Source organism: Acinetobacter sp. YH01010 (assembly GCF_013420775.1).
In the GTDB taxonomy this organism is placed as follows: Bacteria; Pseudomonadota; Gammaproteobacteria; order Pseudomonadales; family Moraxellaceae; genus Acinetobacter; species Acinetobacter amyesii.
In genome coordinates, this window is record NZ_VOYF01000005.1 from 186084 (window position 1) to 201464 (window position 15381).

The 15381-nt window shown below is 41.2% G+C and carries 12 protein-coding genes and 1 pseudogene; 6 read left to right on the plus strand and 7 right to left on the minus strand.

Features of this window, described 5'->3' with window-relative positions; genetic code table 11:
• Positions 1-12: 12 nt before the first annotated feature.
• The 3 genes from nuoC to ndhC all read right to left on the minus strand — a co-directional run bounded on the left by nuoC (position 13) and on the right by ndhC (position 3120).
• Positions 13-1800: an NADH-quinone oxidoreductase subunit C/D gene (gene nuoC / locus FTT77_RS06670; RefSeq protein WP_078191104.1), complete on the minus strand. Its 1788-nt coding sequence runs from the start codon at positions 1798-1800 to the stop codon at positions 13-15.
• 87 nt (positions 1801-1887) lie between these two features.
• Entirely contained in the window at positions 1888-2565 is a 678-nt protein-coding gene (locus FTT77_RS06675) for an NADH-quinone oxidoreductase subunit B family protein (protein ID WP_078191105.1), read from the minus strand.
• A gap of 6 nt (positions 2566-2571) precedes the next feature.
• A complete protein-coding gene (ndhC, locus tag FTT77_RS06680) occupies positions 2572-3120 on the minus strand; it encodes an NADH-quinone oxidoreductase subunit A (protein WP_078191106.1) in 549 nt (182 codons plus the stop codon).
• A 567-nt stretch (positions 3121-3687) separates the two neighbouring features.
• On the opposite strand from ndhC, the gene FTT77_RS06685 reads away from it, so the two are divergent.
• On the plus strand, positions 3688-4044 hold the full coding sequence (locus tag FTT77_RS06685) for a hypothetical protein (RefSeq protein WP_180009319.1): 357 nt from the start codon (positions 3688-3690) through the stop codon (positions 4042-4044).
• A gap of 91 nt (positions 4045-4135) precedes the next feature.
• Here FTT77_RS06685 and bfmS read toward each other — a convergent pair whose 3' ends face one another.
• Both bfmS and bfmR read right to left on the minus strand, forming a co-directional pair.
• Positions 4136-5797, minus strand: a complete 1662-nt coding sequence (gene bfmS / locus FTT77_RS06690; protein WP_180009317.1) for a sensor histidine kinase BfmS — start codon at positions 5795-5797, stop codon at positions 4136-4138.
• Positions 5798-5841: 44 nt separating this feature from the next.
• On the minus strand, positions 5842-6558 hold the full coding sequence (gene bfmR, locus FTT77_RS06695; RefSeq protein ID WP_067764711.1) for a response regulator transcription factor BfmR: 717 nt from the start codon (positions 6556-6558) through the stop codon (positions 5842-5844).
• Between the two features lie 588 nt (positions 6559-7146).
• On the opposite strand from bfmR, the gene FTT77_RS06700 reads away from it, so the two are divergent.
• From FTT77_RS06700 to FTT77_RS06720, 5 genes are all read left to right on the plus strand, one after another.
• Complete coding sequence (locus FTT77_RS06700; protein WP_180048967.1) at positions 7147-9978, plus strand: ribonucleoside-diphosphate reductase subunit alpha; 2832 nt, start codon at positions 7147-7149, stop codon at positions 9976-9978.
• A gap of 598 nt (positions 9979-10576) precedes the next feature.
• Positions 10577-10813, plus strand: coding sequence for a CRISPR-associated protein Cas2 (locus FTT77_RS06705; RefSeq protein ID WP_180025856.1), 237 nt, complete (start codon positions 10577-10579; stop codon positions 10811-10813).
• A 116-nt stretch (positions 10814-10929) separates the two neighbouring features.
• Complete coding sequence (locus FTT77_RS06710) at positions 10930-12213, plus strand: ribonucleotide-diphosphate reductase subunit beta (RefSeq protein ID WP_078191110.1); 1284 nt, start codon at positions 10930-10932, stop codon at positions 12211-12213.
• Positions 12214-12382: 169 nt separating this feature from the next.
• On the plus strand, positions 12383-12991 hold the full coding sequence (locus tag FTT77_RS06715; RefSeq protein WP_168378561.1) for a DUF805 domain-containing protein: 609 nt from the start codon (positions 12383-12385) through the stop codon (positions 12989-12991).
• A gap of 64 nt (positions 12992-13055) precedes the next feature.
• The gene (locus FTT77_RS06720) at positions 13056-13655 is read left to right on the plus strand and encodes a DUF805 domain-containing protein (protein ID WP_180109096.1); all 600 of its coding nucleotides are present in this window, start codon (positions 13056-13058) and stop codon (positions 13653-13655) included.
• Positions 13656-13695: 40 nt separating this feature from the next.
• On the opposite strand, the gene FTT77_RS17390 is transcribed toward FTT77_RS06720, so the two are convergent.
• A complete protein-coding gene (locus FTT77_RS17390) occupies positions 13696-14109 on the minus strand; it encodes a TM2 domain-containing protein (RefSeq protein ID WP_257220987.1) in 414 nt (137 codons plus the stop codon).
• 93 nt (positions 14110-14202) lie between these two features.
• Positions 14203-15372, minus strand: a pseudogene (locus FTT77_RS06730) (low temperature requirement protein A).
• Between the last annotated feature and the right edge of the window lie 9 nt (positions 15373-15381).

Below are 15381 nucleotides of genomic sequence, written 5' to 3' on the forward strand. Positions count from 1 at the left end.
TGCGATTACCCCTTAGCGATCCACGTCAGCCATTACGACGTCAATTGTCGCTAAATAAATGATTAAGTCAGACATTAAGCTGCCGTTAATCACAGAAGGCATTTGCTGTAAGTGCGTGAAGGTTGGTGTACGGATACGTGTACGGTAACTCATCGTTGACTTGTCTGAAGTCAAGTAGTAGTTCGACGCACCTTTTACCACTTCCGCCATTACAGAGCTTTCGCCTGCTGGCATTACAGGACCCCATGACACGCTCAAGAAGTGCGTAATCAATGTTTCGATGTCTTGTAAAGTTTTATCTTTTGGTGGTGGAACAGCCAATGGATGGTCTGCTTTGTATGCACCAGAAGGCATGTTGTCTAAACATTGTTTGATGATTTTCAGTGATTCTTCAATTTCACGGAAGTGAACAAGAACACGTGCATAAGCATCGCCTTCGTACTCTAAAGGCACATCGAAGTCGTAGTTTTCGTAGCCGCTATAAGGACGGTATTTACGAACGTCGAAATCAATACCTGTAGCACGTAGACCTGTACCTGTTACACCCCAAGCCAATGCTGATTTTGCATCATACTGAGCAACATTACGGGTACGACCGATAAACACTGAGTTTTTCAGTGCCGCAGTGTAGTACTCGTTCATACGCTTCGGCATCCAATCTAGGATTTCGCGAATGAGGTGCTGCCAGTTGTTTGGCAAGTCGTGCGCTGTACCACCGATACGGAACCATGCTGGGTGCATACGGTAACCCGTGATCGCTTCGATCGCGTCATAGATTTTTTGACGGTCAGCGAACATATAGAATACTGGGGTCATACCGCCGGCATCCTGAATCGCAGTACCAATGAACAATAAGTGGTTATTGATACGGAACAATTCAGACATCATGACACGGATACATTGTGCACGATCAGGAACCGTAATCCCTGCCATTTGCTCTACGCCAAGAACGTAAGGCATGTTTTGCGCACAACCACCTAAGTAGTCAACACGGTCTGTATACGGAATGAATGAGTGCCATGTTTGACGCTCAGCCATTTTTTCCACACCACGGTGGTGATAGCCAATGTCAGGTACACAGTCTTTCACTTCTTCACCGTCCAACTGCAAGATCACACGGAAGGCACCGTGCGCAGATGGATGGTTGGGACCCAAGTTTAGGAACATGAAGTCTTCATCATCGTTCCCACGCTTCATACCCCAATCTTCAGGTACGAAACGAAGATGTTCTTGTTCGTAATCCTGTTTCGCTTGGTTTTGGCGATAAGGCGTGTATTCAGTCGCACGCGCAGAATATTCTTTACGTAACGGGTGACCTTCCCAATATGTTGGCAACAAGATACGACGGAGCATTGGATGCCCTTCGAAGTTGATACCGAACATGTCGTAAGCTTCACGTTCGTACCAGTTGGCATTAGGCCAAATATTCGTTGCCGTTGGAATGTTTACATCATTCTCAGCTAATGCAACCTTGATACGAATATCACTGTTACGCTCTAACGATAACAAGTGATAGAACACAGTGAAGTCAGATGCAGGCAGACCATCGCGGTGTGTACGTAAACGCTCATCAACCGCAGACAAGTCAAACAGCATCACGTATGGACGTGACACCGTACGCAAGAACATTAAAACTTCTTGTACACGTGCGCGCTCAACCCAGACTGTTGGAAAGTCTTCAAAAGTCGTTTGCACGTAGAAGTTCTCACCAAATTTGGTTTTGAGCTCTTCTACAATTGCAAATGCAGGGCGGGAATCAACTGGAGTTGATTCTGGCATAGCAATGTCAGTTTCAGCCATTGGCTTGGCTTCCTATTTAATACAAATTCAGTCAATCAAAACGACAATTACACCCAGTCCGGGTGTATCAATATTTCGTCGCAGTGATTATTTAATTTCATCCATTGAGCGTAAGTTTTTCACTGCAATACGCTGTGCGTTCTTACGGTCACGTTCTGGCATCATCTTTGGCTTATACACTGGCTTAAGATCATCACCAATCACGGCCGATAAAGGACGGCGCTCAAGTTGAATCTGGTCTTGCAATAACATCAATGCCTGAATTAAAGCTTCAGGACGTGGTGGGCAACCCGGGATATACACATCGACAGGGATGATTTTATCCACACCTTGTACAACTGAATAAATGTCGTACATACCACCAGAGTTTGCACATGCGCCCATTGAGATTACCCATTTAGGCTCAAGCATTTGCTCGTACAAACGTTGAATTACAGGCGCCATTTTCATGAAGCATGTACCTGCAACAATCATCAAGTCAGCCTGACGTGGTGAAGCACGAATAACCTCGGCACCGAAACGTGACAAGTCATGCACGCCTGTTAAAGTCGTTGCATACTCTACGTAGCAGCAAGATGTACCAAAGTTGAACGGCCAAACTGAGTTTTTACGACCCCAGTTTACTGCTGTATGTGCAACATCCTCTAAACGAGTCATGAACACATTTTTATTCACTTCTTCTTCAAGCGGATCGGTAACGATTTGACGCTCTTGAAGTGGATATTGATCAGCATCCGGATTCGCACGGGTTAATGTATATTTCATCCCGTCTTACTCCTTGTCAGATGATGCAGTCGGTGACTTAGATTTCACACGACCAGATGATTGCGCTGGAATTTGACCTGTAGGGTCCATAACCAACTCTTCAATAGAGTTAAAGCGTGTGATTTCTGCGATGTCCATATTTGGTGAACCAATTTTCAACGCTTTACCTGCAGCTTTACGCTTATCAGAAGGCGCCCAATCTAATGCACCTACTTTTACCGCGTAAATTAAAGCAATCAATAAATCGACCACAAAAATAACCACGGTTGTAAAACCAAACCAGCCTGCTTCACGAACAGAAGTAGACCATGCATAAAGATAAAGTGCTTCGATATCAAACACGACGAAGAAAATTGCAACTAAATAGAATTTCGCAGACAAGCGAATACGTGCACCACCAGCACCTACTACACCTGACTCAAACTGCTCTTGCTTAGCACGACCCCATGATTTACCCCCAAGGAGTAAAGGGACGGTCAGCATAAAGACGCAAAGGAATGTAACGCCGATCACGAAGGCAATAATTGCCCAATCGTATGGAGTAATGGCACTCATGCGGGGATAACTCCTGGCAGGCCTATTTATTAACAAAGAATGTATGTATTGGCCTTCAAATACACCAAACACAAAATTAATCCCGCCAATTGTACCTGATTGAGGAGGCTTCTTGCTAGCTTATCGGTATTCGTCTTTAGGATGATTTTTTAATCATTTCAGCATTTAAATTGGGTTTACTCCCTTAAAATTAGGATTAATCGCTTAATTAGATTAGATTGCATTTTTTTATTAATTATTACATTTATGTGATTTTATCAGAAAATTATGACTGTTCAGTTTCATCAACAAACCCTTCATTTCTCAGCATACACATTCAAATTGCCGTATTTTTATCAACTGCGTCATTTATTAAATAAATACTCCCCCACCTCAACTTTGTTGTTTCTTTATTCACTTCTTCTGATTTTGGTCTTTTCTTCAACTGAAAACTGAACCGTATTGAGTCTATGTAAAAAGACCTTTTTTTAGCTTCTTGTGGCTTTTTTGCAATTCTTTGACACGACCTATAAAGAGTGTGATATTTGTAGTTAAAACACAAAAAGCAATCACAACGGAGAGACAATAATGACTTTAGAATTTACGCATAAACCTGATTATTTTCTATCTGCGCAATTGGTGATTCACCATATTAAAAACTACTTAGATAAGCATCCTGATGCTCAAAATGCCATTTTTGATTTACGCGATATCTATGAGTTATTACGTCAAGATTTAGCTTCTGCAACCACCAACCTTAGCGGGATTATGAATATTGTAGATGAATATAAAATTGAGACCCTAAACGGCGACCAAAAACTCATTAGCAATTATTCTATCGATGCTAAAAACAACTCTTTACTCATCGATTTCAATGCAGATGCCCTTGCTGCTCTGAAAAATGGCAAACCCATTATTGAACCTGATGCAACGATTACCGAATAAGTAAAAACCTGATAAAAAAAGCCATTCAAATTGAATGGCTTTTTTTATGTATCATTCGCCAAATGCAGCTGAGGTAGATTTATTAGGCTGCTTAGCTTTCATTGGCACTCAGCTCTTTACCATCTAGCTTCGGTTTATTTTTCTTAAAACGTGTCGCAGGCCATGTCATGGTAAAACGCGCCCCGCCCAATGTTGGACTTTCATCAATCCCAACTGTTCCACCAAACCAGTAAGCAATACGGCTGACAATCGATAAACCTAAACCATAGCCCCCTGAAGCACGGGTACGACTATCATCTAAGCGTGCAAAGGCATCAAAAATACGCTTACGATCCTCTTCCGGAATACCAGGGCCATCATCTTCAACACAGATATAGGCCATGCCTTCATCATTCACACCACCACTGATCAGCACTTTATCATCACAATAACGCACTGCGTTGCCCACTAAGTTTTGTACAACGCGATGTAAATAGCGACGCTCGGTTTCCACAATCACCCCAATCGGTGGTGCTTGCAATTCCAAAGTTTTCCCAGTCTTTAAGGCTTCGGTTTCAATCAAGACCTGATCTAAAACTTCAAACAAGCTGACATCTTCAAACTCTAAAGATGGCATGCCTTGTTCGAGCTTGGCATAAGTCATGATTTCATCAATTAAGGTATTGAGGGCTTCGATATCTTTGTCGATTTGTTCAACTTGCTGCTGACGGTAGTCATAGTCATCTTCATCCGCCATCATTTCTACACCAAAGCGAATCCGCGCCACAGGTGTTCGCAGCTCATGCGATACCGCGCGCATCAACTCACGCTGTGCTTCAATTAAACGCTCAATATGATCTGACATCGAGTTATAACTCGATGCTAAAGTACCAAATTCATCGGTACTTTCGACAGGCAGACGTACAGATAAGTCCCCGCCCTTCATTTTATTTAACGCATAATTTACAGCACGTAACTTACGTTGCATCGGCACCAATAGACCATAAACACCCAAGCTCAAGACAAATAAGCTTAGTAGCGTAATACCGGCTGCCAACTGGAAAGGCATCCAATTAAATAATGGTACCGGCCCCATGACCAAGACTTCTGAAGTTGAACTTGGAATTGGCGATACAATCGAAATGGTCGTGCCGCGCTCCGTCGCACTGTCACGATACAAAATAATGCTGTGATCTAAGCGTAATCGGCCGATTTGCTCAGAATCTAAAGGTAAACTCTGAACATTTTGAATTGAAATTGGATATGAAAAATGATGCTGAATTTTTTCAAGATATTGTTTTTCTTGACCTGGGTAATAAACCAAATAATCCAGTATAAAGACAGGCAACGCCTTCATTTGGCGTTCTGAAATATTATCGGCTTTGATATACAGCAGATGCGCAGGGTCATCTTTTAAGCCAATAATAATATAGGCTGCCGTAGTTTGTGCATCCCAACGCACTACAGCTTTACGCTCTTCTATACGTTTTGTTTCCGCTCGGGTTAAATCAACCTGATTAGCTTTTACATAATAAATAGGCAACTCAAGTAGATCAGATGCATCTGACACCCAATCTGACTTTTGTTGTTCATTTGGCTGACGTGCAATACCTTCACTTATAATGAAAGCCAAACCGTCAGTAAGCGATTCACGATATTCTTGCGCGCGCTGGTAGTTTATGATTTGCACCAGCAAATAGCCAAATGTAGCGACTAAAAAGACTAAAATCAGTAGCCCCGCATAAACGCGCAAAAATATACTGTGTTTAAACACGTAAAAGTGTCCTACTTTGCCAAACTAAGGGACGGTATTTTACATTAAATGCCGTTGGTTTCTTTTACGAATAAATAACCTTTACTACGTACGGTCTTAATGCGTTTCGGGTTTTCTGGATCATCACCAATTTTTGGACGAATTCGCGAGATACGCACGTCAATTGAACGGTCTTGACCATCGTATTCAATACCACGCAGACGCTCAAAAATATCTTCACGAGAAAGAATGCGACCCGCATTAGATGCCAACAACCATAAAAGGTCATATTCTGCACTGGTAAAGTCAACCAACTCATTATTGAGTGTGACAGAACGACCACCATTATCAATTACAAGATCATCAAATTCGATGCGCTGTGCAACTTCATCTTCTGGTGCTTTGTCTGTACGACGTAATAATGCACGAATACGCGCAAGTAAAACGCGAGGTTGAACAGGTTTTGCAACATAATCATCTGCACCCATTTCTAGACCCAACACTTGGTCCATGTCTTCGGTACGTGCAGTCAACATTAAAATTGGTTGATGGTAGTGTGGACGAACTTCACGACAAATGGTTAAACCATCGGCACCCGGAAGCATCACGTCGAGTAATACCATATCTGGTTGTTCAGCGATAATACGGCGAATCGCACGATTACCGTCTGGTTCTACCCCAACTTCAAGTCCGTTACGGATTAAGTATTCTTGAGTTAAACGAGCAAGACGCTCATCGTCTTCAACAATTAAAATTTTAGGTAACTTTTCTTCTTGGCTCATTGATTGCCCCTTATTTGATTGGGCGTATCCTATTTGAAATCCGATAGATACGCTTAAACATAGTTTGCAATATACACACGTTTACATTGTAAACAAGATGGCATTCACCAAACTGATACATCAATATCGTATTTTGTAATAAATTTTAACCTGCTACATTTTTGCAGCCGTATTTACCAATCATTTCCATGCCCTATTGCTCACAATACCAACAATTATAAATTTGGATACATTTTCATCGAATAAAAACTGACTGATTAATTCACAACTTTTTAGGCTTTCTGAAGTTATCCACAATGTTATCTATAAGCACTCTTTTTCGAGTTTGCTATGCTATGCCCTTGTCGGATAAGGCATATATAACAAAGATAAAAAATAGGGATTTTTTGAGATGGATTTCTGCCAGAAATGTTCAAAGCATTTAGTAAAATGTCAATATTGATATACCCTGAATTTTCCCGTATCTTGTGTTCAATAAATTTTTAAACCACTAGGTCTTGTGTTTAAACCTCAAACACTGTGGCATAAAAATTGCCCAGTTCAAACGGTCCTAACATAAAAATAGATGACAAATGGAGCTATGCTAGCATGAGCGTAACGAATTCAACCCCTGGTCAAATTCAGGTGATTAAACGCACCGGTGACGTTGCACCTTTTGATGCAGAAAAAATCTCTGTGGCGATTGGTAAAGCGTTCTTGGCCGTTGAAGGCCAGCAAAGCGCTGACTCCAGTCGTATTCATGACCGTATCTCTCAATTAACTGAGATGGTACTGAATACCTTTAACCGTCGTTTACCTTCTGGCGGTACCATTCATATTGAAGAAATTCAGGATCAGGTTGAACTTGCGCTTATGCGTACAGGTGAGCAAAAAGTTGCTCGCTCTTACGTGATTTACCGCGAACAACGTGCTGAAGCTCGTAAACAAACTGGTGCTCACCACCACCCTACTTTACAAGTGACGGGTTCAAACGGTCAGCTTAAACCGCTTGATCTTGGCGCGCTTGAGGCAAATATTGTCAAAGCAGCTGAAGGTTTAGAAGGCATCGATGTTCAAGCGATTATCGATGAGACTGTGAAAAACCTATATAATGGCGTAAAAGAGTCAGACATCTCAACGACCATGATGATGGCTACTCGTACACGTATCGAACAAGAGCCAAACTATACATACGTGACTGCGCGTTTATTGCGTAACGACCTTGTTGCTACAGGGTTAGAGTTCTTAGGTTTAGATACTGACACGAACGAAGGCGACGCTTTAGAAACTTTCTTGAAGAAAGGTATCGAACTTGATCTTCTTTCTCCAGAACTTCTTAACTTTGACCTTGCAAAATTGGCTGCTGCGATTCAACCAGAACGCTCAAACCAATTTACTTATTTAGGTCTACAAACCTTATTTGACCGTTACTTCATCCACTCAGATGGCGTACGTTTCGAATTACCACAATTATTCTTCATGCGTGTTTCAATGGGTCTTTCATTGAACGAAGACAACCGTGAAGCACGTGCAATCGAATTCTATAACTTATTGTCTAGCTTCGATTACATGGCGTCTACGCCTACTCTATTTAACTCGGGTACTTTACGTCCACAGTTATCTAGCTGTTACTTAACAACGATTTCAGATGACCTTTACAACATTTATGGCGCAATGCGTGATAACGCAATGTTGTCTAAATGGGCGGGTGGTTTAGGTAATGACTGGACGCCAGTTCGTGCGCTTAACTCGTACATCAAAGGTACAAATGGTAAGTCACAAGGTGTTGTACCGTTCCTTAAAGTTGCCAACGATACTGCCGTTGCAGTCAACCAGGGTGGTAAACGTAAAGGTGCAGTATGTGCATACCTTGAAACATGGCACTTGGACATCGAAGAATTCCTAGAGCTTCGTAAGAACACAGGTGATGACCGTCGTCGTACACACGACATGAACACAGCGAACTGGGTTCCAGATTTGTTTATGCAACGTGTATTCGAAGATGCTGAATGGACTCTGTTCACACCATCTGAAACACCTGACTTGCATGACCTAACAGGTGCAGAATTTGCTGAACGCTATGCTTACTACGAAGGCATTGCGAAAGAAACCAACATGCTACATAAGAAAGTCCGTGCGAAAGACTTATGGCGCAAAATGTTGTCTATGTTGTTTGAAACTGGTCACCCTTGGATCACATTCAAAGACGTATGTAACTTACGTTCACCACAACAACACGTTGGTGTAGTTCACTCTTCTAACTTGTGTACAGAAATTACGCTGAACACTAACGAAGATGAAATCGCAGTATGTAACTTAGGTTCAATTAACCTTGTACAACACGTTCAAGGCGGTGTGTTAGATCGTGAAAAGCTTGCTCGTACAGTTAAAACTGCTGTTCGTATGCTCGACAACGTGATTGACATCAACTACTACGCTGTTCCTCAAGCTCGTAACTCGAACTTGAAACACCGTCCAGTGGGTATGGGTATCATGGGCTTCCAAGATGCTTTATACGAAATGAAATTGGCTTATGGTTCTGATGCTGCGGTTGAGTTCGCTGATGAATCTATGGAAGTGATTTCTTACTACGCGATTCAAACATCTAGCGACTTGGCACTTGAACGTGGTACTTACGAGACATTTAAAGGTTCACTTTGGGATCAAGGTATCTTGCCAATTGACTCTTTAGATATCGTACAAAAAGCACGTCCTGACCGTATGTTCGAAGTTGACCGTACAACACGTTTGGACTGGGATACTTTACGTACTAAAGTTCAAAAAGACGGTATGCGTAACTCAAACGTGATGGCGATTGCACCAACTGCAACCATTTCGAACATTTGTGGCGTATCACAGTCAATCGAACCAACATTCCAAAACCTGTATGTGAAATCTAACCTTTCTGGTGAATTCACAGTGATCAACCCGTACCTAGTGCGTGCGTTAAAAGATCGCGGTCTTTGGGATTCTGTAATGGTGAACGACCTGAAACACTTCGAAGGTTCGGTTCAAAAAATCGCACGTATTCCTGAAGAGCTTAAAGCAATCTTCGCGACTGCGTTCGAAGTTGAGCCACGTTGGATTGTTGATGCTGCATCACGTCGTCAAAAATGGATCGACCAAGCTCAGTCTCTTAACCTTTACATCTCTGGTGCAAACGGTAAGAAACTCGACATGACGTACAAAATGGCATGGTTACGTGGTCTAAAAACTACTTACTACCTACGTGCATTAGGTGCGACTTCTGCTGAGAAATCAACCATTAACACTGGCGCATTGAACGCGGTTAAGCCTGCTACTGTTGCAGCACCTGTAACTGCTGTTGCGAAAGAAGAACCTAAAGCTGAAGTTGCTGCTGAAGAAGAAGGTTTTGGTCAAGCAGCTCCAGTGCCAATGGCATGTTCAATTGACAACCCTGATTGTGAAGCTTGTCAATAATCTGACAGGTTTTAATCCCCCTAAATCCCCCTTTGTAAAGGGGGACTTCCTAAAACCCTTTTGGATTCAAGGAAGCCCCTCTTTTTTTAAAGAGGGGTTTGGGGAGATTTAAAAAATTAAAAATAAATAAAGGACACCACCATGCCACATATGACGCATAACTATCAGTTAGGGCTTATCGCCTTGGTGGTTTCCTTTATTTTGACTTTTTATGTCCCGATCGCCTATTTCTGGTTCAAGGCATATAAATCGCGTAATCAAAATAAGTAGTTTTATAGACAGAATTACTTCTTTTGATAATGTAGAAATACACAATCAAACCTAGATCAAAGATTATGAAAGATAGAAAGTAATTGGAGATTTAGAAAGGATTTGGGAAAAATGTTGGGGATACTGCAATATCCCCTCCATCAATCTCAGATAACCGAGAACTCGGTTGGCTGAAAACTTTCTTAGTAGAAAGTAACGAAATCTTCGTTCACTTTGAGTTTTGAGTCAACTGTTAATTTTCACCTTAAAACTAAAGCTTTGTTTTTAGGAGTTTTAAAAATGAAAGCAAACAAACAGTCCAACTCAATCATTGTGAAAGGAGCTTTATATGAGCCAATGGTGCTTAAGTTACGATTTAAAAAATAAACCACGTTCAAATTATTCTAAGATTTATCAAACTCTTGGACTATATGAACACCAAAGATTACAAAAGTCGATTTGGTTATTAAATACCACTAAATCTTCTGATGAAATCATGAATGATTTTAGGCATTGCGTTGATCATGATGACCGTTTTGCGGTTTTCCCAATTGACCAAAATTTATTAAACATATTAAAGGAGTAAATACCCCGCCCATTTATTAATCATAATAAATGGTTTTGAAATAGGGAGAGGTTTATAATCTCTTCTCTATTTCAAAATGGGGTTCATTGCTTTTTAAATAAAGTGAGGAGAATCCCATGTCTATCCTAAGTTGGGACGATTTCGAAGATGATGAACCGAAACAAGCTGCACAAGCTCACCAGCCTGCGCCCGTCGAACCGCAAAAAACGACTGATTCGCAAGTGGTATCTAATGCACAGCACTCATCGCCGAATTTGGCAGCTGCACAACCCGCTCGAACCAGTACAAATCGACCAACAGATCCAACCGATCCGTTGGCAAGAGCATCTAACGCTCTAGAAAATCTAGACGTTGCACCTGGCTTAGAAGAGCTAGAAATGGGTGCTCAGCGTGTTCAAGTTGACGATAAAGCGATGATCAACTGCCGCGCTGACTTAAACCAACTTGTACCGTTTAAATACGAATGGGCTTGGCAAAAATATCTAGACGGTTGTGCAAACCACTGGATGCCGCAAGAAGTGAACATGAACCATGACATCGCACTTTGGAAGTCTGAAAATGGCTTAACCGAAGATGAGCGTACCATTGTTATGCGTTCTTTAGGTTTCTTCTCGACTGCGGATTCTTTGGTTGCAAACAACTTGGTTCTTGCAATCTACCGTCACATTACCAACCCTGAATGCCGTCAGTACATTTTACGTCAATCATTTGAAGAAGCGATTCACACGCACGCTTACCAATACTGTATCGAATCTTTAGGCATGGACGAAGGCGAAGTCTTCAACATGTACCGTGAAATTCCTTCAGTGGCTCGTAAAGCGGCATGGGGCCTAAAATATACACAATCTTTAAGTGATCCTACTTTCAAAACAGGTACACCTGAAAACGACCAAATCTTGCTTCGCAACTTGATCGCGTTCTACTGCGTACTTGAAGGTATCTTCTTCTACTGTGGTTTCAGCCAAATCTTGTCTATGGGTCGTCGTAACAAGATGAATGGTGTTGCTGAGCAATTCCAATACATCTTACGTGATGAATCTATGCACTTGAACTTTGGTATCGACATGATCAACCAAATCAAGATCGAGAACCCTCACCTATGGACTGCTGAGTTCCAAGAAGAAATCATTCAAATGATTCTTGAAGGTACAATGCTTGAAATCGAATATGCACGTGACACTATGCCACGCGGTGTATTGGGTATGAATGCAGGCATGATGGAAGAATACTTGAAGTTCATCTGTAACCGTCGTTTGAGCCAATTAGGCTTACCTGAACAATTTGCTGGTGTGAATAACCCATTCCAGTGGATGTCAGAAATGATGGACTTACGTAAAGAGAAGAACTTCTTTGAAACTCGCGTAACGGATTACCAAACTGGTGGCGCGTTAAGCTGGTAATAAATTTTTCAGCAAAATATCAAAAGCGGAACCAAGTGTTCCGCTTTTTTTATGAAGAATTTCATTCACCCAAGCAAATCTATGCATTTAATTTAATTCATATTCTGCTAATATAAAACGGTATAAAAATACATCAATTAATAAAAATCACATAATAAAAGAGGACAGAATGAAAGGTCAGATTTTAGATTATTCAGTACAAACCAATTCAGGCATTATCAGTGGAGATGATCAAAACCGTTATGAGTTTACAGGTGCAGAATGGCGTGGCCAAAACTCACCTAAACGCGGCGATCATGTAGATTTCGATATCAGTCCAGAAGGTCAAGCTGTTCAAGTATTCAATGCACTTGGCAGCAGTAATCCTATTCAACAAATTTCACAGCAACTCGATAAAATTTCAAACCAAGACCAAGCTGAATCAAAATTCAACATGATTGATTGGTTTGTCAAATGTCTAAAAAATTATGCCAACTTTACTGGACGTGCACGCCGTAAAGAATATTGGTTTTTTGTATTGGTCTATCTTATCGCAATGATTATTACTCTGATTGTCGATTCAGTGCTTAGAACCAAAGGAATATTCACTGGTATTTTCATCTTAGCAATGGTTATTCCGTCCCTTTCCGTTGCAGTACGTCGTTTACATGATATTAATAAATCTGGTTGGTATTGGTTAATACAAATGATTCCGCTCGTTGGACCAATTCTGGTTCTAATTTGGCTTGCAACAGAAACCAAACCTGAAGTAAACCAATGGGGACAACCTGCCAAATAAATAAAAAATCGTGGCTACTATTTATGTAGCCACCCTATCTACAGCACATTAACTCAGGAAAAATATGAAAGGACAAATACTAGATTTTTCGATTCAAACTAATACTGGGGTGATTAGTGCTGAAGATGGAAAACACTATCAATTTGCTGGTCATGAATGGCGCGGTCAAAGACCACCTACACGTGGAGAACAGGTTGATTTTGCTTTGGATGAAAGTGGGCAAGCGATTCAAGTCTATATTGCATTACGCCAACAAAGTTTTTCCACGAATACGCGAGCAAACTACAGTGAAGAAGAGGAAAACTATGACTTTTTCGCGTGGTCATTCAAACCACTGAAAAAGTTTGCTGAATTTGAAGGACGTGCTCGACGTAAAGAGTTCTGGTTCTTTTGGCTATTTTGTATATTGGTCACTATACTTGCCTCTATTTGCGATTTCGTTATTGGCAGTGAACCTTGGCTAGAAAATATTACCAATATCGTTTTACTTATTCCTAGCTTAGCTGTTGGCGCACGTCGACTACATGACACGGGACGTTCAGGTTGGTGGCAACTTTTAATGCTCACAATCATTGGGATCATCCCACTGATTATATGGTGGGCTACAGACACCAAAGCCGAGAACAACCAATGGGGTCAACCCGCTAGAGATCTGCAACAATAAAATAAGGCGCACAATGCGCCTTATCTTTTAACAAAAAACTTTAGCCATATTTACGCGCAAAATCTTCATCTGAAGTGCATAGATAAATAATAAATTCAATAAAAGCAACAATGGATGGAATAAAGGTCCAACAGAATAGCAGATACACAATCCCCCATCCAATACGACCCAAATAGAATTTATGTATACCAAATCCACCAAGGAAGAATGCTAAGAGTGCAGCAACAATACGACTCTTTTGACCGTATTGCGTGCCTAAAGCATTCGGCACAGCGACTAAGTAAATATCGGTTGCGTAACCCAATCCACTTGTCTCAAAATCAACAAATTGTCCACGAGCAGGAACAGTTTGCCCTTTCCAATCGCTTCCAGAAAATTGATAACGATTCTGATCATCTCCGCTGATGATGCCTGTATTATTTTGAACAGAAAAATCTAGTATTTGCCCTTTCATATAATCCTCTATGTTTTATCTTTATTTGATGATTCTTGGACGTTATTTTCATCAGCAATATAACGAATTATTGATGAATATCATATCATTAACTTATCTTGCCAAATAGCATTTTGTAAACATCAATCTCAATGCATATACCACTGCCATCGCAAATATTGCATAACCCGCAGGAGTAATAAACAACGGAATACACAAAACAATCACCACGGTTAAAGGATATAAAAGTTTTCTAAAGCCACTTTGATGATGCAATTCATGGAGTAAATATAAACTTGTCGTATAAATCACGAGGCTGATCGCCACAAAGTAGCTTTCTTTTTCAGAACTAATCAGTACCTCATGCGAAACCACATCGACTGCGGCAGCTAAACTAGCACCAATCGCCGCAATACTAATAAAGACAAAGAAATGTCCATAACCCCAAGTAAATGTCATTTTTCGGCTATTTAAACGCTCTGCAATACTGGTATCAAAATAAGACCATCACATGGTGAACATCATCATCAGACCGCCTACCATCAAAAAGATCAGTTCAGTACTAAAACGCTGATTTGTTAATGCATCAGTCATCGCAATCGAACAGCCGACAATAGATTCGCCTAAAACGATAATGGTGAGCAGTGAATATCGCTCTGCAATATGATGCGCATGCCACGGTGTACGGCTTGCAGCTTCTGCAAAAACTGGCACAGACAGTTCAGCAATTGCGAGCAAAATGAAAAGATAAACGGTGAAATGCAGCGGTGAAAAATGAAAGAACAGCCACCCCACTTGCACCAGTATGATGCCAAAAGCATAGCGTAATGCTGTTTTCCGACGGGACAGATCATGCTTTGCAACGCGAAACCACTGCGTAACTAAGCCCAGACGCATAATGGCATAACCAATCACAATCACATCAAAATCTTGCTTTTGAAAAGCGCTTGGAATACCTGCAGCAATGACCAAAGAACCAATGATCTGTACGAAAGTTAAGATTCGATAGAGCGCATCATCATTATCATACGCCGAAGCAAACCAACTAAAGTTCATCCACGCCCACCACAAGGCAAAAAACACCATGCCATACAGCGTTAAACCCTGAGCCAAATGATTTTCAACAATGGCATGATGCAGTTGCTGCCCTGCTGTTGCGATCGCAACGACAAAGATCAAGTCAAAAAGCAATTCTAAAGAGGTCGCGACACGATGATGCTCATGTGGATCACGTGGGTGCAAAGGTTTGAGCCACTGACTAGGGAATAAAAATGATTTGGACATAGCATTCAG

Excerpts from the sequence above, each read along its gene's own strand:
- nuoC (WP_078191104.1), bottom strand. The coding sequence starts at position 1,800 with ATGGCTGAAACTGACATTGCTATGCCAGAATCAACTCCAGTTGATTCC.
- FTT77_RS06675 (WP_078191105.1), bottom strand. The coding sequence starts at position 2,565 with ATGAAATATACATTAACCCGTGCGAATCCGGATGCTGATCAATATCCA.
- ndhC (WP_078191106.1), bottom strand. The coding sequence starts at position 3,120 with ATGAGTGCCATTACTCCATACGATTGGGCAATTATTGCCTTCGTGATC.
- FTT77_RS06685 (WP_180009319.1), top strand. The coding sequence starts at position 3,688 with ATGACTTTAGAATTTACGCATAAACCTGATTATTTTCTATCTGCGCAA.
- bfmR (WP_067764711.1), bottom strand. The coding sequence starts at position 6,558 with ATGAGCCAAGAAGAAAAGTTACCTAAAATTTTAATTGTTGAAGACGAT.
- FTT77_RS06700 (WP_180048967.1), top strand. The coding sequence starts at position 7,147 with ATGAGCGTAACGAATTCAACCCCTGGTCAAATTCAGGTGATTAAACGC.
- FTT77_RS06705 (WP_180025856.1), top strand. The coding sequence starts at position 10,577 with ATGAGCCAATGGTGCTTAAGTTACGATTTAAAAAATAAACCACGTTCA.
- FTT77_RS06710 (WP_078191110.1), top strand. The coding sequence starts at position 10,930 with ATGTCTATCCTAAGTTGGGACGATTTCGAAGATGATGAACCGAAACAA.
- FTT77_RS06715 (WP_168378561.1), top strand. The coding sequence starts at position 12,383 with ATGAAAGGTCAGATTTTAGATTATTCAGTACAAACCAATTCAGGCATT.
- FTT77_RS06720 (WP_180109096.1), top strand. The coding sequence starts at position 13,056 with ATGAAAGGACAAATACTAGATTTTTCGATTCAAACTAATACTGGGGTG.
- FTT77_RS17390 (WP_257220987.1), bottom strand. The coding sequence starts at position 14,109 with ATGAAAGGGCAAATACTAGATTTTTCTGTTCAAAATAATACAGGCATC.